The sequence below is a fragment of the Streptomyces sp. NBC_00012 genome, from assembly GCF_045040875.1.
In the GTDB taxonomy this organism is placed as follows: Bacteria; Actinomycetota; Actinomycetes; order Streptomycetales; family Streptomycetaceae; genus Streptomyces.
In genome coordinates this window covers 5,199,886-5,221,324 of record NZ_CP108309.1, presented here as the reverse complement: position 1 = coordinate 5,221,324, position 21,439 = coordinate 5,199,886, and the positions used below count along the sequence as shown (strand labels likewise).

At 70.3% G+C, this 21,439-nt stretch carries 23 protein-coding genes; 11 read left to right on the top strand and 12 right to left on the bottom strand.

Features of this window, described 5'->3' with window-relative positions:
• Positions 1–126: 126 nt before the first annotated feature.
• The 5 genes from OHA19_RS24095 to OHA19_RS24075 all read right to left on the bottom strand — a co-directional run bounded on the left by OHA19_RS24095 (position 127) and on the right by OHA19_RS24075 (position 8,886).
• Positions 127–831 (bottom strand): LuxR C-terminal-related transcriptional regulator, encoded by a 705-nt coding sequence (locus OHA19_RS24095; protein WP_405713455.1) that lies wholly within the window; start codon positions 829–831, stop codon positions 127–129.
• Between the two features lie 279 nt (positions 832–1,110).
• Positions 1,111–3,009 carry a PQQ-binding-like beta-propeller repeat protein gene (locus OHA19_RS24090; protein WP_405713456.1) on the bottom strand — a complete coding sequence of 633 codons (1,899 nt, stop codon included), beginning with the start codon at positions 3,007–3,009 and terminating at the stop codon, positions 1,111–1,113.
• 133 nt (positions 3,010–3,142) lie between these two features.
• A complete protein-coding gene (locus OHA19_RS24085) occupies positions 3,143–4,954 on the bottom strand; it encodes a PQQ-binding-like beta-propeller repeat protein (protein WP_405713458.1) in 1,812 nt (603 codons plus the stop codon).
• A gap of 245 nt (positions 4,955–5,199) precedes the next feature.
• A complete protein-coding gene (locus OHA19_RS24080; RefSeq protein WP_405721550.1) occupies positions 5,200–6,960 on the bottom strand; it encodes a PQQ-binding-like beta-propeller repeat protein in 1,761 nt (586 codons plus the stop codon).
• A 108-nt stretch (positions 6,961–7,068) separates the two neighbouring features.
• Complete coding sequence (locus OHA19_RS24075) at positions 7,069–8,886, bottom strand: ATP-binding cassette domain-containing protein (protein WP_405751541.1); 1,818 nt, start codon at positions 8,884–8,886, stop codon at positions 7,069–7,071.
• Positions 8,887–9,038: 152 nt separating this feature from the next.
• Here OHA19_RS24075 and OHA19_RS24070 point away from each other — a divergent pair, with 152 nt between their 5' ends.
• Both OHA19_RS24070 and OHA19_RS24065 read left to right on the top strand, forming a co-directional pair.
• On the top strand, positions 9,039–9,290 hold the full coding sequence (locus tag OHA19_RS24070) for a type II toxin-antitoxin system Phd/YefM family antitoxin (RefSeq protein ID WP_189545522.1): 252 nt from the start codon (positions 9,039–9,041) through the stop codon (positions 9,288–9,290).
• Complete coding sequence (locus OHA19_RS24065) at positions 9,287–9,547, top strand: Txe/YoeB family addiction module toxin (RefSeq protein ID WP_405713463.1); 261 nt, start codon at positions 9,287–9,289, stop codon at positions 9,545–9,547. The genes OHA19_RS24070 and OHA19_RS24065 overlap by 4 nt, the downstream gene beginning before the upstream one ends.
• Before the next feature lie 12 nt (positions 9,548–9,559).
• On the opposite strand, the gene OHA19_RS24060 is transcribed toward OHA19_RS24065, so the two are convergent.
• From OHA19_RS24060 to rsmI, 5 genes are all read right to left on the bottom strand, one after another.
• Entirely contained in the window at positions 9,560–10,453 is an 894-nt protein-coding gene (locus tag OHA19_RS24060) for a 4-(cytidine 5'-diphospho)-2-C-methyl-D-erythritol kinase (protein WP_405751538.1), read from the bottom strand.
• On the bottom strand, positions 10,450–11,358 hold the full coding sequence (gene rsmA / locus OHA19_RS24055; protein ID WP_405751536.1) for a 16S rRNA (adenine(1518)-N(6)/adenine(1519)-N(6))-dimethyltransferase RsmA: 909 nt from the start codon (positions 11,356–11,358) through the stop codon (positions 10,450–10,452). The genes OHA19_RS24060 and rsmA overlap by 4 nt, the downstream gene beginning before the upstream one ends.
• Before the next feature lie 47 nt (positions 11,359–11,405).
• Positions 11,406–12,272 (bottom strand): TatD family hydrolase, encoded by an 867-nt coding sequence (locus tag OHA19_RS24050; protein ID WP_405713468.1) that lies wholly within the window; start codon positions 12,270–12,272, stop codon positions 11,406–11,408.
• An 86-nt stretch (positions 12,273–12,358) separates the two neighbouring features.
• Entirely contained in the window at positions 12,359–12,721 is a 363-nt protein-coding gene (locus OHA19_RS24045; RefSeq protein WP_405713470.1) for a hypothetical protein, read from the bottom strand.
• Between the two features lie 171 nt (positions 12,722–12,892).
• Positions 12,893–13,789 carry a 16S rRNA (cytidine(1402)-2'-O)-methyltransferase gene (rsmI, locus tag OHA19_RS24040; RefSeq protein WP_405713472.1) on the bottom strand — a complete coding sequence of 299 codons (897 nt, stop codon included), beginning with the start codon at positions 13,787–13,789 and terminating at the stop codon, positions 12,893–12,895.
• A 53-nt stretch (positions 13,790–13,842) separates the two neighbouring features.
• On the opposite strand from rsmI, the gene OHA19_RS24035 reads away from it, so the two are divergent.
• The 3 genes from OHA19_RS24035 (at position 13,843) to OHA19_RS24025 (ending at position 16,913) form a co-directional block, all read left to right on the top strand.
• A complete protein-coding gene (locus tag OHA19_RS24035) occupies positions 13,843–15,609 on the top strand; it encodes a dolichyl-phosphate-mannose--protein mannosyltransferase (RefSeq protein WP_405713474.1) in 1,767 nt (588 codons plus the stop codon).
• 270 nt (positions 15,610–15,879) lie between these two features.
• On the top strand, positions 15,880–16,347 hold the full coding sequence (locus OHA19_RS24030; RefSeq protein ID WP_405751533.1) for a GntR family transcriptional regulator: 468 nt from the start codon (positions 15,880–15,882) through the stop codon (positions 16,345–16,347).
• Positions 16,344–16,913, top strand: a complete 570-nt coding sequence (locus OHA19_RS24025; protein WP_405751530.1) for an HD domain-containing protein — start codon at positions 16,344–16,346, stop codon at positions 16,911–16,913. Before OHA19_RS24030 ends, OHA19_RS24025 begins: the two co-directional genes overlap by 4 nt.
• Here OHA19_RS24025 and OHA19_RS24020 read toward each other — a convergent pair.
• Both OHA19_RS24020 and OHA19_RS24015 read right to left on the bottom strand, forming a co-directional pair.
• Complete coding sequence (locus tag OHA19_RS24020; protein WP_405751528.1) at positions 16,901–17,374, bottom strand: NUDIX domain-containing protein; 474 nt, start codon at positions 17,372–17,374, stop codon at positions 16,901–16,903. The two genes, OHA19_RS24025 and OHA19_RS24020, sit on opposite strands and share 13 nt — an antisense overlap.
• A 2-nt stretch (positions 17,375–17,376) precedes the next feature.
• Positions 17,377–18,138: an XRE family transcriptional regulator gene (locus tag OHA19_RS24015; protein WP_405751526.1), complete on the bottom strand. Its 762-nt coding sequence runs from the start codon at positions 18,136–18,138 to the stop codon at positions 17,377–17,379.
• A gap of 605 nt (positions 18,139–18,743) precedes the next feature.
• Here OHA19_RS24015 and OHA19_RS24010 point away from each other — a divergent pair.
• The 6 genes from OHA19_RS24010 to OHA19_RS23985 all read left to right on the top strand — a co-directional run bounded on the left by OHA19_RS24010 (position 18,744) and on the right by OHA19_RS23985 (position 21,417).
• Complete coding sequence (locus OHA19_RS24010; protein WP_405751524.1) at positions 18,744–19,214, top strand: transcriptional regulator; 471 nt, start codon at positions 18,744–18,746, stop codon at positions 19,212–19,214.
• Between the two features lie 88 nt (positions 19,215–19,302).
• A complete protein-coding gene (locus OHA19_RS24005) occupies positions 19,303–19,569 on the top strand; it encodes a DUF6284 family protein (protein ID WP_405751522.1) in 267 nt (88 codons plus the stop codon).
• Positions 19,570–19,756: 187 nt separating this feature from the next.
• Positions 19,757–20,635 (top strand): protein spdB, encoded by an 879-nt coding sequence (locus tag OHA19_RS24000; protein WP_405751519.1) that lies wholly within the window; start codon positions 19,757–19,759, stop codon positions 20,633–20,635.
• Positions 20,635–20,964 (top strand): RRQRL motif-containing zinc-binding protein, encoded by a 330-nt coding sequence (locus OHA19_RS23995; protein ID WP_405751516.1) that lies wholly within the window; start codon positions 20,635–20,637, stop codon positions 20,962–20,964. The genes OHA19_RS24000 and OHA19_RS23995 overlap by 1 nt, the downstream gene beginning before the upstream one ends.
• 19 nt (positions 20,965–20,983) lie before the next feature.
• Positions 20,984–21,172, top strand: coding sequence for a hypothetical protein (locus tag OHA19_RS23990; RefSeq protein ID WP_405751514.1), 189 nt, complete (start codon positions 20,984–20,986; stop codon positions 21,170–21,172).
• Between the two features lie 71 nt (positions 21,173–21,243).
• On the top strand, positions 21,244–21,417 hold the full coding sequence (locus OHA19_RS23985; RefSeq protein ID WP_405751513.1) for a hypothetical protein: 174 nt from the start codon (positions 21,244–21,246) through the stop codon (positions 21,415–21,417).
• The last annotated feature ends 22 nt before the right edge of the window (positions 21,418–21,439 follow it).

Here is a 21,439-nt window from a genome sequence, read left to right as displayed (position 1 = left end):
CGGTGTCGGGGTGCTCAGGTGCTGGGATGCTCGGGTGCTCGGGTGCTCGGGTGCTCGGGTGTCCGAGTGTGTGCGGCGGCCGTACGGGGACAGGGCTCGGCCCAGCGCGTTCGGCTGCTCAGCTGCTCAGCTGCTCAGCTGTTGCCCCGGTCGTCCCGGCCGCTCGGCCGGTGCCGCGCGGTCCAGCAGCCCCGTGCGGGCCGCGAGTGCCGCGGCCTCCAGCCGGGAGCCGACGCCCAGCTTCATCAGCACCCGCTGCACATGCGTACGCGCGGTGCTCGGTGCGATCCGCATCCCGGCCGCGATCAGCCGGGTGTCCTCCCCCTCGGCGACCCGCACCAGGACCTCGACCTCGCGCGGGGTGAGCATCTGTAGCAGCCGCTGCCCCTCGTCGTCCGGTGCCGCGGCGGGATTGAGCAGCTCGGCGAAGGCGCCCTGGAGCAGCTGCGGCGCCACCACCGCCTCTCCGGCGCGCGCCTTGACCATCGCCCGCTCGACGCCGTCCATCCGCTCGTCGTGGCGGACGTATCCCGCGGCCCCCGCCGCGAAGGCCGCCGCGATCCCGCGCGGGCTGGGCACCGGTCCGAGGACGACGACGGCCACCTGGGGGCGCTCGCGCCGGATCCGTACGATCGGGTCGAAGACGCCGGGCTCGGCCGGTGCCGAGGTGCCGAACAGGCAGACCTCCGGGGCCCTGCTGACCACCAGTTCCGCCACCCCGGACGTCGGTGCGGCCGCCGCGAGGACCCGGTGGCCCCGCAGCTTCAGCGCCGAGGCGAGCGCCTCGGCGAGCAGTCTGTGATCATCGACCACCATCAACCGCACGCCCATCGAGCACACCCCCGTAGCACCGGCACACCGGGCCCCCCGGCTTTCCTGACCCGGCAAGCTACACGCTTGTTCGACGCCGCGGGCTCTTACCGGCCAAAAGGCTCCGGAACGCCGGATCGACGTGCGTTCAGGACCGGTTGGGGGTGCGCCGTGTCCGACTGATCAGCGCTGTGATCTGCCTGCCGGCCGTTGCGGACCGCCTCCGGCGCCTGATCCCGTACGCGTGCGGGGGTGGTGTCCGTTGCCCGGACACCACCCCCGCACGCGTACGGCTTACCGCTACGGCCTGCTGAAGCTGACCACCAGTCGGCGGCTCGTGTCCAGCGATCCGCTCGGCTTGCTGACCATCGTGCTGGCCAGGAACAGGTGCCCGTCGCTGTAGCGGAACTCGGAGTAGTCCGGCGTGAAGCTGGTCTCCGCGTCCCGGATGGACTCGTCGCTCGGGTTCTCCATCAGCACCGTCTGCTTGAACGTGGCGCCGTCGATGGAGACGACCTGGCCGCCCTTGTCGTACGGGGGAACCCGGTAGGCGATGATGTTGCCGCCGTCCATGCGGATCGGGAACATCGTGTAGCGGTCGCCCGCGTCGGCCTTGTCGCTGGTCGGCTTGCCGGTGGTGAGGTCGAAGGAGACGATCTCGTTGGTGTCGCCGTACTCGCCGGTGCCCTCGTGGTCCTCGGTCGGCACGTAGATGCGGTTGTTGCCGACGGCCAGCTGGCTGCAGCTCTCGACCTCGGTGGAGGCGCAGCGCGCCGCGTACTTCTCGCCGTCCGCCGCGATCCTGGTGAGCAGCTTGCCGGTGGAGGCGTCGATCGAGAAGAAGTCCGAGATGCCGCTGCCGTCACCGGCGGTGTCGCCGACGTCGGCCGCGACGACCAGCGGCTTGGTGGAGACGATGCTCGCGTAGTCGACACCGGGCGGCATCTTGAACGAGGAGATCGGGGCGCCGGTGGTGGGGTTCAGCGCCTGGATGACGAGCTGCGGGTCGTCGTACGAACCGCACTTGCGGACCACCGCGAGTGCTTCGCCGCCGCCGTACCCCTTGTCGTAGCAGCCGTCCGTGGTGGCCTTGGGCTTCCAGCGCTCGGCGCCGGTGTTGAGGTCGAAGGCGGCGCCGCCCTCGGTTCCGCCCGCGGCGACCGTGGTGCCGCTGAGCGTGACCTCGTCGAACCTGACCGCCGCGTCACCACTGGTGGCGGCGGTGACCGACTTGCTCCACAGCAGCTTGCCGGTGCTCAGGTCGAGCGCGCCGACCTGGTTGCACGGCGGGTACTTGGTGGCCTTCGACGGCTTGCTCTGCTCGAAGGCGATCGCGGTCTTGAAGTCCTTGGACATGTGCCGGGAGGCGGCGCAGACCTGGCCCGCCAGCGGGATGGACCAGAGCTTGGTGCCCTTGGCCGGGTCGTAGGCGACGATCTCGTTCAGGCCGGTCTTCACGTACGCCTTGTCGGTCAGCCAGGAGCCGTCGACCTTGGTGACGTCGGTGACCTTGGGCAGCGGCAGCTGGAAGGCGACCTTGGACTTGGGGTCCGCGGGGGCCTTCTCCTTGCCGGCGCCGTCGACGGCGTTGCCGCCCTTGGCCTCGCCGCCCTTGCCCTCGGTGGAGCCGCTGGACGAGGACGCCTCCTCCTTCTTGCCGCCGTCGTCGCCGGAGGCGTACCAGATGCCGCCCGCGACGATCAGCACCACGGCGACCGAGGCGGCGACGATGATCTGCATCTGGGTGGAGAACTTCTTGGCGCCGTTCCCGTTCTGCGGCGGCGTCGGCGGCTGCTGCATCGGGGTGGTCTGGTAGCCGTACCCCTGCTGCGGCGGCTGACCCGGCGGCATGCCCTGCGGGAAGCCGTAGCCCTGCTGCGGCTGTCCGGGCACCGGCGCCTGCGGGTAGCCGTAACCGGGCTGCGGGGGCTGGTTCTGCGGGTAGCCGTAGCCCGGCTGCTGGCCCTGCGGGTAGCCGTAACCGGGGCCCGGCTGCTGCGGAGCACCGGTGGGCGGCGGGGTGTCCGCGGGCGGCGGCGTCGGGGCGCCGAACCCGCCCGCGGGCGGGGTGGCCGGCTGCTTGCCGAACGGGTCCGCGGGTGGCGGCGTCGGGGCGCCGAATCCACCGGGCGGGGGGTCCTGCGGGGCACCGAATCCGCCCTGGGGCGGATCGTTGGGCGGCTGGGGCGGCTGCGTCATGGCGTACGTACCTCTGGGGAAAGGGAGTCGGTGGGACGGGGCCGGCAGCGGTCGGTCGTGCGCCGGCCGCTGCCGGTCATGAGCCGTGGGGCTCCGACGGCCGGGTGGTGCCGTCGAGGGGCGTCGTGAGCCGTCAGTTGCCGAAGGCCATCATGGTCTTCGTCTCCAGCTCTTCCTTGTCGTTCCTGGCGCTGACCCGGCCGCTCGCGATGAACGAACGGCCGCCCGCGTAGAGGATCTTCGAGTTGTAGAAGTCGCTCTCGATCGCGGACGTCGACGTGGGGTGCTGCAACAGCATCCGCGGGGCGCCGCCGGTCGGTGCGAGGGTGGCGATGCCGCCGCCCTTCTCGTAGCCGGACTCCACGTAGAGCAGCACGTTGCCGCCCTCCATGCGCAGCGGCTTCACCGTGCGCTCGGCCGGGGCGGCGGCCTTCCACTTGCTCTTCCCGGTGTTCAGGTCGAACGCCACGACCTTGTTCGTACGGGCGGTGCCGCTGGAGTCGGGCGCGGTCGCCATGTAGAAGGTGTTGGCGTCGGCGGCGACTCCGGTGCAGCCGTCGAGGGACTTGCCGAAGATGGCGAAGGCGCTGCCGCAGTCCGGTGCGAACTTGTCACCCTTGTCGCTGGTGATGCCGGTACGGAGCGAGCCGTTCTCCTTCAGCGCGAGGATGCTCCACTCCTTGTCCTTCTTCAGCGAGACCACCAGCGGGCTGACCGAGTAGACCTTGTCGATCTCCCAGCCGCGCTTGGGCCGGTAGGTCCACCTGGCCTTCCCCGTGTTCGGGTCGAGCTCCTGGATCTGGTGCTGCGGGTTGTTGACGTCGTCGGTGCGGCAGCTGGAGGCGGCGATCAGCTTGGATCCGCCGGCGAAGGCAAACGGCTGGCAGATGCCCGACGGCTTGCCGAACAGTTCCTTGCCGTCGCTGACCCGGTAGGCGTTGGAGTTGCCGGTGCGCCCGACCGTCACGGTGTCGCCGCTGATGGCCAGCGAGATGTCCGAAAGAAAGTCCCAGGTGCCGTTCTGCTTGATCGACTTCTTCCAGCCGGCCTTGCCCGTGGCGAGGTCGATCATCTGGAGATCGGCGCAGTCCGCCTTGTCGGTGGTGCCGTTCTTGACCCCGATGACGATCTTGCCGTTGGCCGCGGGCTGCGAGGGTGCCGCGCAGAGGTCGGCGGGCAGCTTGAGGGTCCACTTCTGCTTGCCGTCGGCGACCGAGTAGCCGGAGATCGAGCGGTACATGCCCTTGACGATCGTGTCGCCGGCCACCCAGGGGCCGTACACGTCGGCGCCGTTGCGCGGCAGGTCGATGTCGTTCTTCTGGAGCCAGAGGACCTTCGCCTCGCCGGCCTTGCGCCCGGCGTTGAGGTCGTCGCCGCCGTCGCGGCCCTCGCCGTCGCCGTTGCCGTTGCCCTCGTCGACGGAGGGCGACGTGCTCGGCTTGGCGTCGCCGCTCTCCTTCGCGACGGGCTTCTTGTCGTCGTCGCCCCCGCTCGTGGCGACGAAGATGCCGCCGCCGATCACCAGGAGCGCGGCGGCCGCGGCACCGATGATGATCGCGGGCTTGCGCTTGGAGGAGCCGCCGCCCGGACCGCCGGGGGCCGGTGCGCCGGGGTACTGCTGCTGCGGGTAGCCGTAACCGGGCTGCTGACCGTACGGCCCCGGCTGCTGGCCGTAGGGGCCGGGCTGCTGACCGTACGGACCGGGCTGCTGGGCGTAGGGGCCCGACTGCTGCTGACCGTACGGGCCGGGCTGCTGGCCGGGCTGCTGCGGGTAGCCGGGGGCCTGGGCCGGCGGCTGGCCGGGTGCCTGCGGGTAGCCGTAGCCCGGCTGGGTGGGCGGCTGAGCCGGTGGCGGCGTCTGCGGCGGCTGCGGACTTCCCTGCGGCGGCTCCTGCGGCGCGCCGAAGCCACCCTGCGGCGGTTGCTGGTTGGGCGGCTGGCTCATCAGCACGTCCCCCTTCGTGCGGTCCGGGTGCCCGGTCCGATCTCCCCCGCGATTCCGTGGAGCGCCACGGGGCCGAAACCCCCTGAACTTCCTGGAAAGGAGCGAATCAGGCATGGATCCCGCGGCGTTACGTCAGTCGAGCGGGGCTTCTTTGTACCACCCGCGAGACCTCGGGCACCGGGGCGGTCCACCCCCTGTTCCCAAGGGAGAACCGCCCCGTGATGCCTCCGTTACGCCTCGGACCGTCAGTTGCCGAAGGCCGCCATCGACTTCGCCCGCATCTCGTCCCCGTCCTCGACCCCGCTGATGCTCGTGCTCAGGAGGAGGGAACGGCCGTTCACGTAGGCGATCCGGCTGTCGAAGAGCGCGCGTTCGGCCGCCGCCCCGGCGGCCGGGTGCCGCACCACCATCTGCGGTGCGCCGCCGGTCGGCGGGAGGGCTGCGATGCCGCCGCCCTTGTTCTTCGCCGCCGACAGGTACATCAGCACCCTGCCGCCCTCCACCCGCATCGGCATCAGGGTCTGCCCGGCGGGGGCTGCGGCCTTCCACTTCGTCTTCCCGCCGGCCAGGTCGAAGGCGACGACCTTGTTGGTGGGGTCGGACTCGGCGGGCTTGGTCGCCAGATAGACCGTGCTGTCGTCGGCCGCCACCCCGAGGCAGTTGTCGAGGTTCCTGCCGTCGGACGCCACGTCGGTGTCGCACTGCGTCTTGTAGTTCTCGTCGCCGCCGACCAGTTGGGAGCGGTAGGTGCCGTTCGCGTTGAGCATGATGATCGCCCATTGGTCCCCCTTCTTCAGGGAGACGACCAGCGGGCTGACCGAGTAGAACTGCGCGATCTCCCAGCCCTTCTTGACCTCGTACTTCCACAGGACCTTGCCGGTGGCGGGGTCGATCCGCTCCACCAGTTGTTCCTTGTGGTCGTCGGCAGCCGTCTGGCAGCTGGCCGCGGCGATCGCCACGGGGCCGCTCGCGAAGCCGAACGGCTGGCAGTTGCCCGGCAGTCGCCCGAAGAGCACCTTGCCGTCGCTGACCCGGAAGGCGTCCGTCCTGGTCGTGCGCCCGATGGTCACGGTGTCGCCGTTGATCGCCATCGCGGGGTTGGAGAGCAGGTCCCAGGTGCCCTGCCGCTTGAACTTCTTGTACCAGCCCGCCTTGCCGGTCGCGAGGTCGACCATCTGGAGCGCGCTGCAGATCGCCTGGTCGCCGTGACCGGTCTGGACCCCGAGGGCGATCTTGCCGTCGGCGGTGGCCTGCGAAGGGGCCGCGCACATGGCGCCCGGCAGGCGCAGGCTCCATTTCTGGCTGCCGTCGGCGACGGAGTAGCCGGAGACGGTCTGGAACATCGCCTTGACGACGGTGTCACCGACGATCCAGGGGCCGTACACGTCCGAGCCGTTGGCCGGCAGGTCGACGCCGCCCTCCTGGAGCCAGAGGACCTTCGCCTCGCCCGGCTTGCGCTTGGCGTTGATCCCGTCGGCCTCCGCACGGAGGTCGCTCGGCCCCTGGCCCTTGTCCTCACCCTTGGGCTTGCCCGTGGACGAGGTGCTGGGCGCGGGGGCGCCGCTCTTCTTCGCCGCGGGCTTCGTCCCGTCCCCGCTCGTGGCCAGCCAGACGCCACCGCCGGCCAGCAGCACCACCGCGAGCACGGCACCGACGACCGCCCCCCGCCTGCCCCGGAAGAACCCTCCGCCGCCGCTGCCCGCGGGGCCACCGGGCCGAGGTGGCGACGGCACACCGTAGGGACCGGGCTGCGTCGGCGCGTCGTACAGCCCCGGCTGCGACGGCACTCCGTACGGGCCGGGCTGGGTGGGCGCGTTGTGCGGACCGGGCGGGCCGTACGGTCCGGGCGGCTGCGTGGGCGGGCCGTACGGGCCCGGCGGCTGGGTGCCGTACGGACCGGCGGCCTGGCCCGACGGCTGGGTGGGAGGCCCGTACGGACCGGACGGGGGGTCGTACGGAGCCCCGAAGCCCCCCTGCGGCGGTTGCTGGCCGGGCGGCTGGGTCATCAGCACGTCCCCCTTCGTGCGGACGGGCCCGGCTTCCGCGCCGGACAAGGCTTCTTTGTATCACCCGTCCCACGAGCCCCAGCCGTCACACCTGACGCACCGCAGCGGTCAGGCGTCCTCGGCCAGTTCCAGCCAGCGCATCTCCAACTCGTCGCGTTCTGCGACCAGTTCGCGCAGCTCCGCGTCGAGCTTGGCCACCTTCTCGAAGTCCGTGGCGTGCTCCGCGATCTGCGCGTGCAGCGTGGTCTCCCGTGTGGAGATCTTGTCGAGTTGCCGCTCGACCTTCTGGAGCTCCTTCTTCGCCGCGCGGGCGGCCTGCGGGGAGACGGCCGCGGCCGGGGCGGTGGTCTCCTTGGCCGGGACGGGTGCGGCGGAGGGCGTGGCCGCCTCCTCCATCCGCTGCCTGCGCTCCAGGTACTCGTCGATCCCGCGCGGCAGCATCCGCAACGCGCGGTCGCCGAGCAGCGCCATCACCCGGTCCGTGGTCCGCTCGATGAAGAACCGGTCGTGGGAGATCACGATCATCGATCCGGGCCAGCCGTCGAGGAGGTCCTCCAGCTGGGTCAGGGTCTCGATGTCGAGGTCGTTGGTGGGCTCGTCGAGGAAGAGGACGTTGGGCTCATCCATCAGCAGGCGCAGGATCTGGAGCCGGCGCCGCTCACCGCCCGAGAGGTCGCCGACCGGGGTCCACTGCTTCTCCTTCGAGAAGCCGAACTGCTCGCAGAGCTGGCCCGCGGTCATCTCGCGGCCCTTGCCGAGGTCGACCCGGTCCCGTACCTGCTGCACCGCTTCGAGCACCCGCAGGTTCGGGTTCAGCTCGTGGACCTCCTGGGAGAGGTAGGCCAGCCTGACGGTCTTGCCGACGACGACCTTCCCGGCGGCGGGCTGCTCGTCGCCCTGGGTGCGGGCCGCCTCGGCCAGCGCCCGCAGCAGCGAGGTCTTGCCCGCGCCGTTGACCCCGACCAGGCCGATCCGGTCACCGGGGCCGAGCTGCCAGGTGAGGTGGGTGAGCAGCGTCTTGGGGCCCGCCTGGACGGTCACGTCCTCCAGGTCGAAGACGGTCTTGCCGAGCCGGGCGTTGGCGAACTTCATCAGCTCGCTGGTGTCGCGCGGCGGCGGCACGTCGGCGATCAGTTCGTTGGCCGCCTCGATGCGGTAGCGGGGCTTGGAGGTGCGTGCGGGGGCGCCGCGGCGCAGCCAGGCCAGCTCCTTGCGCATCAGGTTCTGCCGCTTGGACTCCTCGGTGGCGGCGATCCGCTCCCGCTCGGCCCGCGCGAAGACGTAGTCGCTGTAGCCGCCCTCGTACTCGTGGACCGTGCCGCGCTGGACGTCCCACATGCGGGTGCAGACCTGGTCGAGGAACCAGCGGTCGTGGGTGACGCAGACGAGCGCGGAGCGGCGGGCCCGCAGGTGGCCGGCCAGCCAGGAGATGCCCTCGACGTCGAGGTGGTTGGTCGGCTCGTCGAGGACGATCAGATCCTGCTCGGCGATGAGCAGCTTGGCCAGCGCGATCCGGCGCCGCTCGCCGCCGGAGAGCGGAGCGATGACGGTGTCCAGGCCGTGCTCGAAGCCGGGCAGGGCCAGCCCGCCGAAGAGCCCGGTGAGCACATCGCGGATCTTGGCGCTGCCCGCCCACTCGTGGTCGGCGAGGTCGCCGATCACCTCGTGGCGGATGGTCGCCTGCGGGTCGAGCGAGTCGTGCTGGGTCAGGACGCCGAGCCGCAGCCCGCCGCTGTGGGTGACACGTCCGCTGTCCGCCTCCTCCAGCCTGGCGAGCATCCGGATGAGCGTCGTCTTGCCGTCGCCATTGCGGCCCACGACACCGATCCGGTCCCCCTCGGACACCCCGAGGGACACGCCGTCGAGCAGGGCACGGGTGCCGTACACCTTGCTGACCTGCTCGACATTGACCAGATTGACGGCCATTTCACTCCTGCCCGGGGGGGGATCGATCGGCTTCCCAGGGTACGGGGCCCGGGGGCGGGATTCCTCGGGCGGCCTTGCTTCCCAGGTACCTCGTACGTACATTTTCCTGTACGTACAACTTCCTGTACATGGACTCACGCCGGGAGGCGAGTATGCGAACCATGACCTACACGGAATCGCGCGCCAAGTACGCGGAAACCCTGAGTGCCGTCGTCAACGACCGCGAAGAAGTCATAGTGACGCGCGCCGGTCACGAGCCCGTGGTGATCGTGGCTCTCGACGAGTACGAGTCCCTGAAGGAGACGGCCTACCTGTACCGCAGCCCCGAGAACGCGCGTCGCGTCCTGGCGGCGATCGACGATCTCGAGAACGGTGGCGGCGAGGTACGGGAGCTCCTCGAATGAAGCTCATCTGGCACGAATCCGCATGGGCGGACTACGTGTGGTGGCAGACCCAGGACCGGAAGGTCCTCAAACGGATCAATGCCTTGGTCCAGGATGTCGTCCGCAACGGAAACGAGGGCATCGGCAAACCGGAACCCCTGCGGCACGGCTTCCACGGCTACTGGTCCCGCAGGATCAGCGAGGAACACCGGCTCATCTACCGCGTGGTCGAGGACGAGGTACGCATTGTCTCGTGCCGCTATCACTACGGCCGGTAGCGGCGGACACCGTCAGACAGCCGTGGCCCCCGGTGCCGGGGACACCGCGGTCCGTGCGTTGCGGCAGGTGCCCGAGGCGAGCAGTGCTTCGGCGACCTTCCGGGCCGACTCCTCGTCCGCCACCAGGAACGCGGTGGTCGGTCCGGAGCCCGAGACCAGTGCGGCCAGGGCGCCGGCCGCGGTACCCGCGGCGAGGGTGTCGGCGAGCGAGGGGCGCAGGGAGAGCGCGGCGGGCTGGAGGTCGTTGGAGAGCGCCGCGGCGAGCGCGGTGGCGTCACCGGTGCGCAGGGCGTCGAGGAGCGCCGGGGAGGCTTCCGGTACGGGGACGTCGGTCTCCGCCGTCAGCCGGTCGAACTCGCCGTAGACGGCCGGGGTGGAGAGCCCGCCGTCGGCGACCGCGAAGACCCAGTGGAAGATGCCGCCGACGTCGATCGGGGTGAGCCGCTCGCCGCGTCCGGTGCCGAGGGCGGCGCCGCCGACCAGGCTGAACGGGACGTCGCTTCCCAGCTCCGCGCAGATGGCGAGCAGTTCGTCCCGGGTGGCGCCGGTGGACCAGAGGGCGTCGCAGGCCAGCAGCGCGGCGGCACCATCGGCGCTGCCGCCCGCCATGCCGCCCGCTACGGGGATGTCCTTGTCGATGTGGATGTGCACATCGGGTGCGATGCCGTGCCGCTCGGCCAGCGCGATCGCGGCGCGGGCGGCGAGGTTGGTCGCGTCCAGCGGGACCTGGGCGGCGTCCGGGCCCGAGCAGGTGATGCGCAGCCCGTCGGCGGGGGTGACGGTGACCTCGTCGTACAGGCCGACGGCGAGGAAGACGTTGGCCAGGTCGTGGAAGCCGTCGGGGCGCGGGGCACCGACCGCGAGCTGGACGTTGACCTTGGCGGGTACGCGGACGGTGATGCTCACTCGCCACTCCCGGAGGGCTTGTGCTCGGTGGCCCCGGTGGCCCCGGCGGGCTTGTTCTCGGCGATGGCGGCGAACTCCTCGACCGTCAGCGACTCGCCACGGGCCTGCGGCGAGATCCCGGCCGCGACCAGCGCCGCCTCGGCGGCGGGTGCGGAGCCGGCCCAGCCGGCCAGGGCCGCCCGCAGGGTCTTGCGGCGCTGGGCGAAGGCCGCGTCGACGACCGCGAAGACCTCGGTCCGGCTCGCGCTCGTCGCGATCGGTTCGGTGCGCCGGACCAGGGAGACCAGTCCGGAGTCCACGTTCGGGGCGGGCCAGAAGACGTTGCGGCCGATGGAGCCCGCCCGCTTGACGTCCGCGTACCAATTGGCCTTCACCGACGGCACGCCGTAGACCTTGTTGCCCGGCCGCGCGGCCAGCCGGTCGGCGACCTCGGCCTGGACCATGACGAGGGTGCGCTCGATGGACGGGAAGCGCTCCAGCATCGTCAGCAGGACCGGCACGGCGACGTTGTACGGCAGGTTCGCGACCAGCGCGGTGGGCGCCGGGCCGGGGAGCTCGCGGACCAGCATCGCGTCGGAGTGCACCAGGGCGAACCGGTCGTCGCGCCCCGGCATCCGGGCCGCGACGGTGGCCGGCAGCGCGCCCGCCAGCACGTCGTCGATCTCGACGGCGACGACCCGGTCCGCCGCCTCCAGCAGCGCCAGGGTCAGCGAGCCGAGCCCCGGACCGACCTCGACGACGACGTCGTCCGGGCGGACCTGAGCCGTCCGTACGATCCGGCGGACCGTATTGGCGTCGATGACGAAGTTCTGGCCGCGCTGCTTGGTCGGGCGTACGCCCAGCTCGGCGGCCAGCTCGCGGATGTCTGCGGGGCCCAGGAGGGCGTCGGGCTCAGTGGTGCTCACCTGTAAAGCGTAAGGGGCCCCGCGATTCGCGCCCGCCGCCGTGGCGCTCAGTAGTCGAAGGCCCGTGCCGTGTTGTCCGCGATCGCCGACGCCAGGGTGTCCTCGTCCAGGCCCTTCACCGCCGCCATCGCGCGCAGGGTGACCGGGATGAGGTAGGGCGCGTTGGGCCGTCCCCGGTACGGGGCGGGCGTCAGGAACGGGGCGTCCGTCTCGACCAGGACCAGTTCCGTCGGGGCGACGGCCAGGGCGTCCCGCAGCGGCTGGGCGTTCTTGAAGGTGACGTTGCCCGCGAAGGACATGAAGTAGCCGGCGTCCGCGCAGATCCGGGCCATGTCGGCGTCGCCGGAGTAGCAGTGGAACACGGTCCGCTCGGGAGCACCCGCGTCGGCGAGGACGCGCAGCACGTCCGCGTGCGCCTCACGGTCGTGGATGACCAGCGCCTTGCCGTGCCGCTTGGCGATCTCGATGTGGGCCCGGAAGGACTCCTCCTGGGCGGCGATGCCCTCGGGGCCGGTACGGAAGCAGTCGAGCCCGGTCTCGCCGACGCCCCGTACGTGGTCGAGCGCGGCCAGTGCGTCGATCTCCGCGAGCGCCTCGTGCAGCGCCGCCGTGCCGCCCGCCGCGCGCGCCCCCTGGCGCGCGGTGCCGTCGGGGTCGCCGTGCACGATGCGCGGCGCCTCGTTGGGGTGCAGGGCGACCGCCGCGTGCACGTTCGGGTGCGCGGCGGCCGTCTCGGCGGCCCAGCGCGAACCGGCCACGTCGCATCCCACCTGGACCACGGTGGTCACATTGACCGCGGCGGCCCTGGCCAGGCCCTCCTCGACGGTCGCGTCCTGCATGTCCAGGTGGGTGTGCGAATCGGCGACCGGCACCCGGAGGGGTTCGGGCAGCGGCGGGGCTTCGGTACGGCTCATGACGACGATCGTACGAGGCTCCGCCGGCATGCCCGGACGGACCGTGGTGGAGCCGGAGTGCCTACTTCCGGTGGAGCCGGAAGTGCCTACTTCCGGTGGAAGGGGTGCAGCAGGTCGGACAGGTGCCAGTGGTGCCCGCCGCCCGCGGCGGCCACGGCCTCGCCGTCCTGGATCGCCGGCCGCGCCGGCTCGGGGTTGTGGAGCAGCCGCTGGACGGTGGAGACCCGGCCGGACCGCATGATGCGGACCACGTGTCCGCCGCAGTTCGCGCAGCTGGGCCTGGAAAGGGGGGAGGGAACCCGCTCCCCGTCCGCCTTGTATATGACGAAGGCCTTGTTGGATCCGTCGACGTGGTGCTCTATCTCGTAGGCCTGTTCCCAGCCGTGTCCACACCTCATGCAGGCGAATGCGTACGCCTCGTGCGCGGTGCTGTCTGCGATCTCGCTCATGCCCGCTCCTTTGTCCGCCGGACAGGCACTCCGGACGAGCGTCCTGGAGAATGTGTCCCTGATTCAGTGGACGCCCTTACCGGCAGGAGCGCATCGGGCCCTGCCGACTGTTGGAGCGCTTTTGGCCTTCTCGTGGCAGAAAGGCCGGGTGCGCGGCTCTCGCTTTGCTTTTCACGACAGTCCTTTGCCTTCTTCAGGACCGGTTCGCGCCGCGTTCTTTGCCGCGACGACCGCGTCGAACACTTCGCGCTTGGGCAGCCCCGCGTCGGCGGCGACGGCGGCGATCGCCTCCTTGCGCCGCTCCCCCGCCTCCTCGCGCACCCGCACCCTGCGTACCAGCTCCTCGGCGTCCAGTTCCCCGGGTCCGGATTCGGCCGCGCCCTCGACGACGACGGTGATCTCGCCGCGCACCCCTTCGGCCGCCCAGACGGCCAGCTCGCCCAGCGGTCCGCGCTTCACTTCCTCGTACGTCTTGGTCAGCTCCCGGCACACGGCCGCCCTGCGGTCGGCGCCGAAGACCTCGGCCATCGCGGCGAGGGTGTCGTCGAGCCGGTGCGGGGCCTCGAAGAAGACCATGGTGCGGCGTTCGTCGGCGACCTCGCGGAGCCGGCCGAGCCGTTCGCCGGCCTTGCGCGGCAGGAAGCCCTCGAAGCAGAAGCGGTCGACGGGCAGTGCGGACAGGGCAAGCGCGGTGAGCACGGCGGACGGGCCGGGGACCGCGGTGACCTTGATGTCCTTCTCCACGGCGGCGGCCACCAGCCGGTAGCCGGGGTCGGAGACGGACGGCATCCCGGCGTCCGTGACCAGCAGGACGCGGGCGCCGCCGGTCAGTGCCTCGACGAGTTCCGGCGTACGGGCCGACTCGTTGCCCTCGAAGTAGGAGACGACCCGCCCCGTGGTGTGGATGCCGAGCGCCTGGGTGAGGCGGCGCAGCCTGCGGGTGTCCTCGGCGGCGACGACGTCCGCCGTCTCCAGTTCGGCGGCGAGGCGCGGCGGGGCGTCCGCCACATCGCCGATGGGGGTTCCTGCGAGTACCAGCGTTCCAGTCGTTCCAGTCACAAGAACCATCCTCCCAGCACGGGGAAGGGCACTCGCACAGATGCGTTCCCTACGATGGCGCGGTGACGAGTACTGCGCCCGAAGCCCGACAGGGCCAAGACGCCGGGGAACCGCACGGCGAAGCACCGGCCTCCTGGCAGCAGCGGCTGCGCCGCTTCGGCCATTCGCCCCGGCCCGGGATCGGGCTGCGCGAGCGGCTTGTCCCGCCGTACACCAGGCCCGGCATCCAGCTGTGGGCGGTGCTCGGGATCTCCCCGCCGACGGCCGATCGCCTGGTGCGGTGGTCGGCGTGGGGCGGTCCGCTGCTGGTGGCGCTGGTCGCCGGGGTGCTGCGGTTCTGGAAGCTGGGCAGCCCGCACGCGCTGATATTCGACGAGACGTACTACGCCAAGGACTCGTGGGCCCTGATCAACCAGGGGTACGAGGGTGACTGGCCCAAGGACATCGACAAACTGATCCTCCGGGACCCGTCGCAGGTGGACATCCCGGTGGACCCGGGCTACGTGGTGCACCCGCCGGTCGGCAAGTGGATCATCGGGCTCGGTGAGCACTTCTTCGGGTTCACGCCGTTCGGCTGGCGGTTCATGGTGGCGGTGCTCGGCACGCTCTCGGTGCTGATGCTGTGCCGGATCGGCCGCCGGCTGTTCCGCTCGACGTTCCTGGGCTGCCTGGCGGGCGCCCTGCTCACCGTCGACGGTCTGCACTTCGTGATGAGCCGCACCGCGCTGCTGGACCTGGTGCTGATGTTCTTCGTGCTGGCGGCGTTCGGCGCGCTCCTGATCGACCGCGACTGGGCGCGGCGCAGACTCGCCGCGGCGTTGCCGGTCGACGAGGAAGGGGTGCTGCGCCCCGATGCGGAGGTCGCGGAGAACCTGCGGCTCGGCTGGCGGCCCTGGCGGATCACCGCGGGCCTGATGCTGGGCCTGGCCTTCGCCACCAAGTGGAACGGCCTGTACATCCTGGTCGGCTTCGGCCTGATGACGGTGTTGTGGGACGTCGGCGCGCGCCGGACCGCGGGGGCGGTCCGCCCGTACGTGGCGGTGCTGAAGCGGGACCTGGTGCCGGCCTTCGTCTCGACGGTCCCGGTCGCGATCCTGACGTATCTCGTCTCCTGGACCGGCTGGATCGTCACCGGCAAGGGCTACTACCGGAACTGGGCACAGACCGACGGCCGGGGCGGCAACTGGACCTGGCTGCCGGACTGGCTGCGCAGCCTGTGGCACTACGAGTACCAGGTCTACGAATTCCACGTGAACCTGACGTCCGGCCACACCTACCAGTCCAATCCGTGGAGCTGGATCGTGCTGGGCCGGCCCGTCTCGTACTTCTGGGAGGAGCAGTCGGGCTGCGCGGCGTCGGAGACCGGCAAGTGCTCGCGCGAGGTGCTGGCCATCGGGACGCCGTTGCTGTGGTGGGCGGCGTGCTTCGCCCTGGTGTACGTGCTGTGGCGGTGGTTCTTCCGGCGCGACTGGCGGGCGGGTGCGATCGCCTGCGGCGTGGCGGCGGGCTGGCTGCCCTGGTTCCTCTACCAGGAGCGGACGATCTTCCTCTTCTACGCGGTCGTGTTCGTGCCGTTCCTGTGTCTGGCGGTGACGATGATGATCGGCGCGATGCTGGGCCCGGCGGCCGGGACGGGGGCCCGCGAGGAACTGGGCCTGGGTTCCGGCGATCCGACGGGCGACCGACGGCGGACGCTGGGCGCGATCGGGGCGGGCGTCCTGGTCCTGCTGATCATCTGGAACTTCATCTACTTCTGGCCGATCTACACGGGCACACCGATCCCCGACGGGTCGTGGCGCGACCGGATGTGGCTGGACACCTGGATCTAGCTGGGAACAACCACCGAGAGGCCGCAGTCATCGACTGCGGCCTCTCGGTGGTTGTTGGTCGTCATCGGTGTTCGTTGGCCGCCTTTGGACGGCCCACAGACGGCCCGGCTACCGAGTCATTCCGCCTGTGAGTCGGTGGTGGCTAGGCCGGGGCACCTGCGGCTCGCCCAGCAGAGCTGCACTGCCCCCAGGCGCCACCCGTCCGCCAGTACTGACGAGAAGGAGGACGTGGCAGGCTTGAGACAACTACGAGGGAGAGAGGGAAGACGCGTGTCGCAGCAGGCCAGCCCTCGCGGGACCTTCCTGAAAATCGCTGACGTTGTCAAAGCTCAGATTGACGCCGACGACGAAATGACCGAACTACCGTCGGCTGCGGACCTGATGCGCGACCACGGTGTTTCCCGCGGCGTCGCGCTCCGGGTCTTCGGCGCCCTCCAGAAGGATGGAGTCGCAGAACCGGTGCCCGGCGGGCGCTGGAGAGTGGTGCGCCACGGGGAGTCCATCGACCGCCGGCCACTGGCCGAACGTCTGGCTGACGTGATCACGGATGACGAACTCGCCGTGGGGTCGACCTTCCCCAGCGCGTCGGCGCTGTGCGCGCGCTTCGGTGTCTCGCGGCCGACGGTGAGCAAAGCACTCGACAAGTTGCAGGCTGCCGGACTGGTGTCAGAAGGGAAGCAGGGAAAACAGCGAACAGTGCTGTCCCTGCCGAACCGAGAGGAGAGTGCCAAACCTTGACCACGGCATTGACTGAATGGGCCTACCCCCTCGCCGAATCGCTGCTCTCCGAGCCCCTGCCCCGCCGGTGGGCTCATTCGCAAGGGGTAGCAGAGCGGGCCCGCACGATCGCCTCGATCCTTGGCTCGGACGCAGACCTCATGGAGGCCGCCGCGGTACTGCACGACATCGGCTATGCGCCCGACCTCGCCAAGACAGGCTTCCACCCAATGGACGGCGCTCGGTACCTCCGGCACGTCGCCCACGCCGACGAGCGAGTGGTGCGCCTCGTGGCTCACCACTCCTGTGCGTGGATGGAGGCCGAAGCGCGCGGTATGCGTGACGAGCTGGAGGAAGAGTTCCCGCGGGAGCATCCCCACCTCGCCGACGCGCTCTGCTACTGCGACATGAACACGACGCCGGACGGCACGCCAACGAACCCCGTGGACCGGGTGAACGAGATCGCAGGCCGCTATGGCCCGGACAGCCTGATCGGGACGTTCATCCGGCGCGCAGAGCCAGAGATCCTCGCCAGCACTGCACGCGTCATCGAGCGGCTGTCAGCCGCCAAGCGTCAGCCGACGTAGGGCACCAGGCGCGTCCGGTCCATTGCGTGCTCGATCCTGAGCCGCATGGTGGGGTGAATATCGAATTCGACCAGGTCCGCTGGGGAGACCCAGCGGACCTGTGTCGTTTCGTTGCTCGTACGGAGTTCGCCGCCGACCGGGCGAGCGCGGAAGCAGATACTGAACTGCTGCCGCGCCTCGCCGTCGTCGTACAGCATCACGTGCCCAGGGTCGGTGTAGATCCCCGACATGTCGACGACCTCGGCTTTGATCCCTGTCTCTTCCCAGACCTCACGCACCACGGTGTCGCTGATGGACTCACCCACGTCGTGACCGCCACCGGGCAGTGCCCAACGGCCGTTGTCGGACCGCTGGATCAGCAGGACGTCACCCACGCCGTTTTGCACGAACGCCACGACGGAGGGCACTACCGAGTTGGCCGGCGGGGCGGCGGGGTCGTGAAGGTAGTCGATACGTCCCATGCTCAGACTCCCGTGATGTCGTGATCCGTGACCGGGCGTGCGCCGCCCCAGGTCTGTTCGATGCTATTCGCATAGGTATCGAAGAGCCCGCCGCCGGGAAGTCGCCGCAGATGCAGGACAGGGGCCATGTACGCCCCGATTCCGTACACGTGAGTGTTCACGAGCATTTCGTCATCGGACCGGAAAAGTGAGTTGTAGAGCGTCCCGCCGTGCAACCGAAAGCCGATGTCGGGGTGGCTCGCGAAGAGCGGTCGGTAGTTCATCAGCGCATTGCGAATCTTGCCGTCCATGATGCGGTGACCTTCGTCTATGCCGCGCTGTCGCACCGCCTCGCAGTCCGGATCTCCCAGCAGGATTCGCACCTGAGTTGCCCCTTGCACCTTCCGCTTCAGGAGGTCGTGAAACAAGGGGTCCTCCGACAACCACAGTCCGGAGTAGACGAGAACGTCGATGCGCGATTCGGCCTGCTCGTAGATCTCGCGCCACAGGGTGGCAGGCACCATATGCCGGTGCGGATAGATAGTGACGATCTCGGCTTTACTCAGGTCCGTTGCCGTGTCGACGGCGCGAGAGTCGTCCGGCCAGAGGGTCGTCACGTCCACGCTCAGCTGTGACGCTGTGGCGTACTGATGCCGCCGATACGGCACCTTGCCCTGAGTAATCCAGCGTTCGACCGTCTTCGGGTTGACCTCGATGGACTCAGCCAGTTCCTGCACGGTCATGCCCTGCGCAAGTAGGGCGGACCGCAAGCGTTCGTTGGACATCTCAACCCCCGGTGGGACGTCTAGGGACGTCTCGAAGGTAGCCAGATGGATCTGAGCTGTCCACGCATGGGGTAACCAACGCCCCTGACCTGCACCGATGCTGATTGTGCGCCAGGAAGTCCACGGCGCGAAAACAAGAAGTTCCATCGCCCTGCTTGACGGAACCATGATGCAGGACCTGTAATACAGGTATCGCATCGCCGCTAGGTGGATGCGAGAAGAGGAGCCCTTCTTTGGGCTGCTCAAACTGCACGACCCAGGAGCCCCGCGTTGGTCGGGGGGAGGTTACGGGTTCCCTTGTCAACCCGATGGCACGAGACCGAAAGGTCATGTCTCTGCCTACAACGGATTAGCGGCTCTACCTGGTACGGGAGCCGCCTCCGAAGGAGACACGCACATGTTCAACCAACTCCGCGGCTGACGCTGCGGCCGGTTGCCTCCTCCGCCCGTCCAGCCCTCATCGCGGCTGTACGGGTGGGGTTGAGGGGAGCCGGTTCGACGACTCCATTGATTGCGATTGCTGTGGAAGCAAGTGCAAGGCGGGTCCGGTGTTGCAGCGCCGGGCCCGCACCCACTCATCCCCCCGCCGTTCATGAGGAGCAACGATGACCGTTTCCGTGTTCGCCGCCGTGTTCGTCGCCCTGTTCGTCGCTCACAGCGTGGGTGACCACTGGGTGCAGACGTCCTGCCAGTCCGCGCACAAGGGCCTGCCCGGCTGGACCGGCCGTCTGGCCGGCGCCCGCCACGTCGCCACCCTGACCGCCACCAAGCTGGCCTTACTCGTTCCTGTGGCCTTCCTGCTGGGGCTGCACCTGTCCGTGCTGGGCCTGGTCGCCGGTCTGGGCGTGGACGCGGTCACGCACTGGTGGGCCGACCGCCGCACCACCCTCGCCTGGCTGGCCCGGGTGACCGGCAAGGCCGAGTTCTACAGCCTGGGCACCGCAGCTCACCCGGCACACCCCGTCACCGCCGACGGCAAGCCCGCCGCGACGCTCGGGACCGGCGCCTACGCCCTGGACCAGTCCTTCCACCACCTGTGGCTGCTGATCGCCTCGGTGCTCATCGCCACCGTCTGACCCACACCCCATGAACGGCCCGCGGCCCCGGTGTTGGAGCACCGGAGCCGCAGTTTCGGGCCGTTCCGTTCGAGAGGAACCACAACCCATGAAGACCATCGCTGCACTTCAGGACCTCGTTACGGCGGCCTCGCTCGACGGCGGGCCGTCGGCTGCCGAGCTGAACGCGATCGAGCAGGAGATGCCGCTTATCGCGGCCGAGGTCGAGTTGCTGGACGCGCAGATCATGACCCTGGACCGCACGCCGACCGAGCTGGACGAGCGGCGTATCCGCCGCGCCCGCAACCGGGTCCTGTCGGCTCGACGGGACCTGACCAACCGCGCCGCGACGGCCCCGATGGGCGGTGCGGCATGACCACGAAGTCTTCCTCCCCTCGAAGCGCCCTGGCTCTCGTGTTCGCAGGAATCGCGCTGGCCGTTACCGGGTCCGTTCTGGCATTCCTCACTGACGAGCCGTCGTGGCGTCACCTGCTCACCGGTGGCGTTCTCATCCAGGTCATCGGCTGGGTTCGCTACATCTGTGACGGGCGAGGTGGTGCGTCATGAGGGCATCGTTGAAGACCGTTCTGCCGGCGGTCGCGATGACGGCGGTGTCCATGGCGCTGACTCTGGCCGTGGTGATGCTGTGGCTGGGCCCGGTGATGCCGTGGCTGGTCGCGCTGGTCGTCGGTCTCGGGATCGACGGCGGGTGGCTGGCCACCCTCGCCTACGAACGCCGACTCGCCGCGCAGGGCGACCACAGCGACCTGGTGACCAGGGTCGGCTGGGCTTTCGGCCTGGTCGCCACCGGCGTCCTGATCGCACACGCGCTGACCGCCGAGGAGTCCACCGGCGCCTGGCTGGCCGTGGCCTGGTTCCCGATCGCGGCCAAGGCGTTGTGGCTGGTCCATTCCATGTGGGAGCGGACCGCGCTCACCGCCGGTGCCCTGACTCAGATCCGGGGCATCCAGCAGTCGGCCCGCGACGAAGCGGCCGTGGCCCGTGCCCGGCTGAGGGCTCAGGCGGGCACCGAGGAGACGCGGCTGACGGCCGTGACGGAGGCCGGGGCACGCGTCGCACAGGTGCAGGCCGAGACCGCCCGGACCCTCTCCGAGGCATGGTCGACGCTGGAACAGGCGAGGGGCGGCAAGGGCACGAACAGGGCCCTGACCAGCGTGACCATGGCCGTCACACCCGATGACACCCCGGGCGTCACGCCCCGGTGGGAACTCCCGGTGTGGGGCCCCACGGAGCCGGTCCCGGTCCCCGCTCTGGAGTCCGGGCCCGCCCTCACCGATGACGCCTTGGACGTCCTGGTCGACGAGATCCGTCACAGCGAATCCCCCGCCCTGTCCTACCGCGACATGGCCGCCCGCTTCCGTGCCGCCGGCCACTCCGCATCCGAGACCCGCCTCCGGGCCGCGTGGAAGCGGGTGGCGTGATGGCGACGCTGCCGGTGTTCCGGTGGCGCCTGGCCCCGGACGGATACGCCACCCGCCGGCAGCTCCGCGCCCTCGGGCTCCGGCCCGGCGGGCAGGACGTCGCCGCCCAGCTCGAACGCCCGAGGCGGCGCAGGGAACCGCTGGTCGCCTACCTCTACCGCATCGACCACGCCGTGCCGGTCCGTCCCATGACACCGGCCCGGCGGGCGGCACTGGCCAAGGCCATGCTCGCCCGCCGTACCTGCCCCAACTGCCGCCGCGACGCCGGGTACTGCATCCCGCGCTCGCTCGGCATGTGCGTGACCTGCACCGACACCACCCACCACTGACCAGGAAGCAGGCAACCCAGTGAAGATCCGCATCGGCAACGTGACCATCAACACCACCGACAACGACCAGTCCGGCGACGACATCCGCGACGCGATCGAGAGCAACGGCGGCGCCATCAACGGCGGCCACTTCGGCGGCGAGAACCACGGCATCACCGGCGGCACCTTCCACGGCGCCATCCACATCAGCAGCGACACCGGCCAGTAGACAGCCCCACCGCGCCGCCCCTTCTGCCGCTCCCGCTCACCCCACACCCGCACCGCTCCGAGGAGACCCGCATGCCCAGCACCGACTGGAACGCAGCCGCCGCCCGCCTCGAAAGGGCCGCCGCCAAGTACGACCGCGAGGCCGCCAGGTCCACCGGCGTGTGGCGCGAGATCGCCGAGAACCAGGCCGACGACCACCGCGCCTGGGCCGCCCACTACCGGGCCAAGGCCAAGCGCCAGCACTGACCCCCACCGCCCCGGACCCGCC

What these genes read in the sequence shown, in the direction of transcription:
- OHA19_RS24095 (WP_405713455.1), bottom strand. Translation starts at nt 831, where the DNA reads ATGGGCGTGCGGTTGATGGTGGTCGATGATCACAGACTGCTCGCCGAG.
- OHA19_RS24090 (WP_405713456.1), bottom strand. Translation starts at nt 3,009, where the DNA reads ATGACGCAGCCGCCCCAGCCGCCCAACGATCCGCCCCAGGGCGGATTC.
- OHA19_RS24085 (WP_405713458.1), bottom strand. Translation starts at nt 4,954, where the DNA reads ATGAGCCAGCCGCCCAACCAGCAACCGCCGCAGGGTGGCTTCGGCGCG.
- OHA19_RS24080 (WP_405721550.1), bottom strand. Translation starts at nt 6,960, where the DNA reads ATGACCCAGCCGCCCGGCCAGCAACCGCCGCAGGGGGGCTTCGGGGCT.
- OHA19_RS24075 (WP_405751541.1), bottom strand. Translation starts at nt 8,886, where the DNA reads ATGGCCGTCAATCTGGTCAATGTCGAGCAGGTCAGCAAGGTGTACGGC.
- OHA19_RS24070 (WP_189545522.1), top strand. Translation starts at nt 9,039, where the DNA reads ATGCGAACCATGACCTACACGGAATCGCGCGCCAAGTACGCGGAAACC.
- OHA19_RS24065 (WP_405713463.1), top strand. Translation starts at nt 9,287, where the DNA reads ATGAAGCTCATCTGGCACGAATCCGCATGGGCGGACTACGTGTGGTGG.
- OHA19_RS24050 (WP_405713468.1), bottom strand. Translation starts at nt 12,272, where the DNA reads ATGAGCCGTACCGAAGCCCCGCCGCTGCCCGAACCCCTCCGGGTGCCG.
- OHA19_RS24045 (WP_405713470.1), bottom strand. Translation starts at nt 12,721, where the DNA reads ATGAGCGAGATCGCAGACAGCACCGCGCACGAGGCGTACGCATTCGCC.
- rsmI (WP_405713472.1), bottom strand. Translation starts at nt 13,789, where the DNA reads ATGGTTCTTGTGACTGGAACGACTGGAACGCTGGTACTCGCAGGAACC.
- OHA19_RS24020 (WP_405751528.1), bottom strand. Translation starts at nt 17,374, where the DNA reads ATGGGACGTATCGACTACCTTCACGACCCCGCCGCCCCGCCGGCCAAC.
- OHA19_RS24015 (WP_405751526.1), bottom strand. Translation starts at nt 18,138, where the DNA reads ATGTCCAACGAACGCTTGCGGTCCGCCCTACTTGCGCAGGGCATGACC.
- OHA19_RS24010 (WP_405751524.1), top strand. Translation starts at nt 18,744, where the DNA reads ATGACCGTTTCCGTGTTCGCCGCCGTGTTCGTCGCCCTGTTCGTCGCT.
- OHA19_RS24005 (WP_405751522.1), top strand. Translation starts at nt 19,303, where the DNA reads ATGAAGACCATCGCTGCACTTCAGGACCTCGTTACGGCGGCCTCGCTC.
- OHA19_RS24000 (WP_405751519.1), top strand. Translation starts at nt 19,757, where the DNA reads ATGAGGGCATCGTTGAAGACCGTTCTGCCGGCGGTCGCGATGACGGCG.
- OHA19_RS23995 (WP_405751516.1), top strand. Translation starts at nt 20,635, where the DNA reads ATGGCGACGCTGCCGGTGTTCCGGTGGCGCCTGGCCCCGGACGGATAC.
- OHA19_RS23985 (WP_405751513.1), top strand. Translation starts at nt 21,244, where the DNA reads ATGCCCAGCACCGACTGGAACGCAGCCGCCGCCCGCCTCGAAAGGGCC.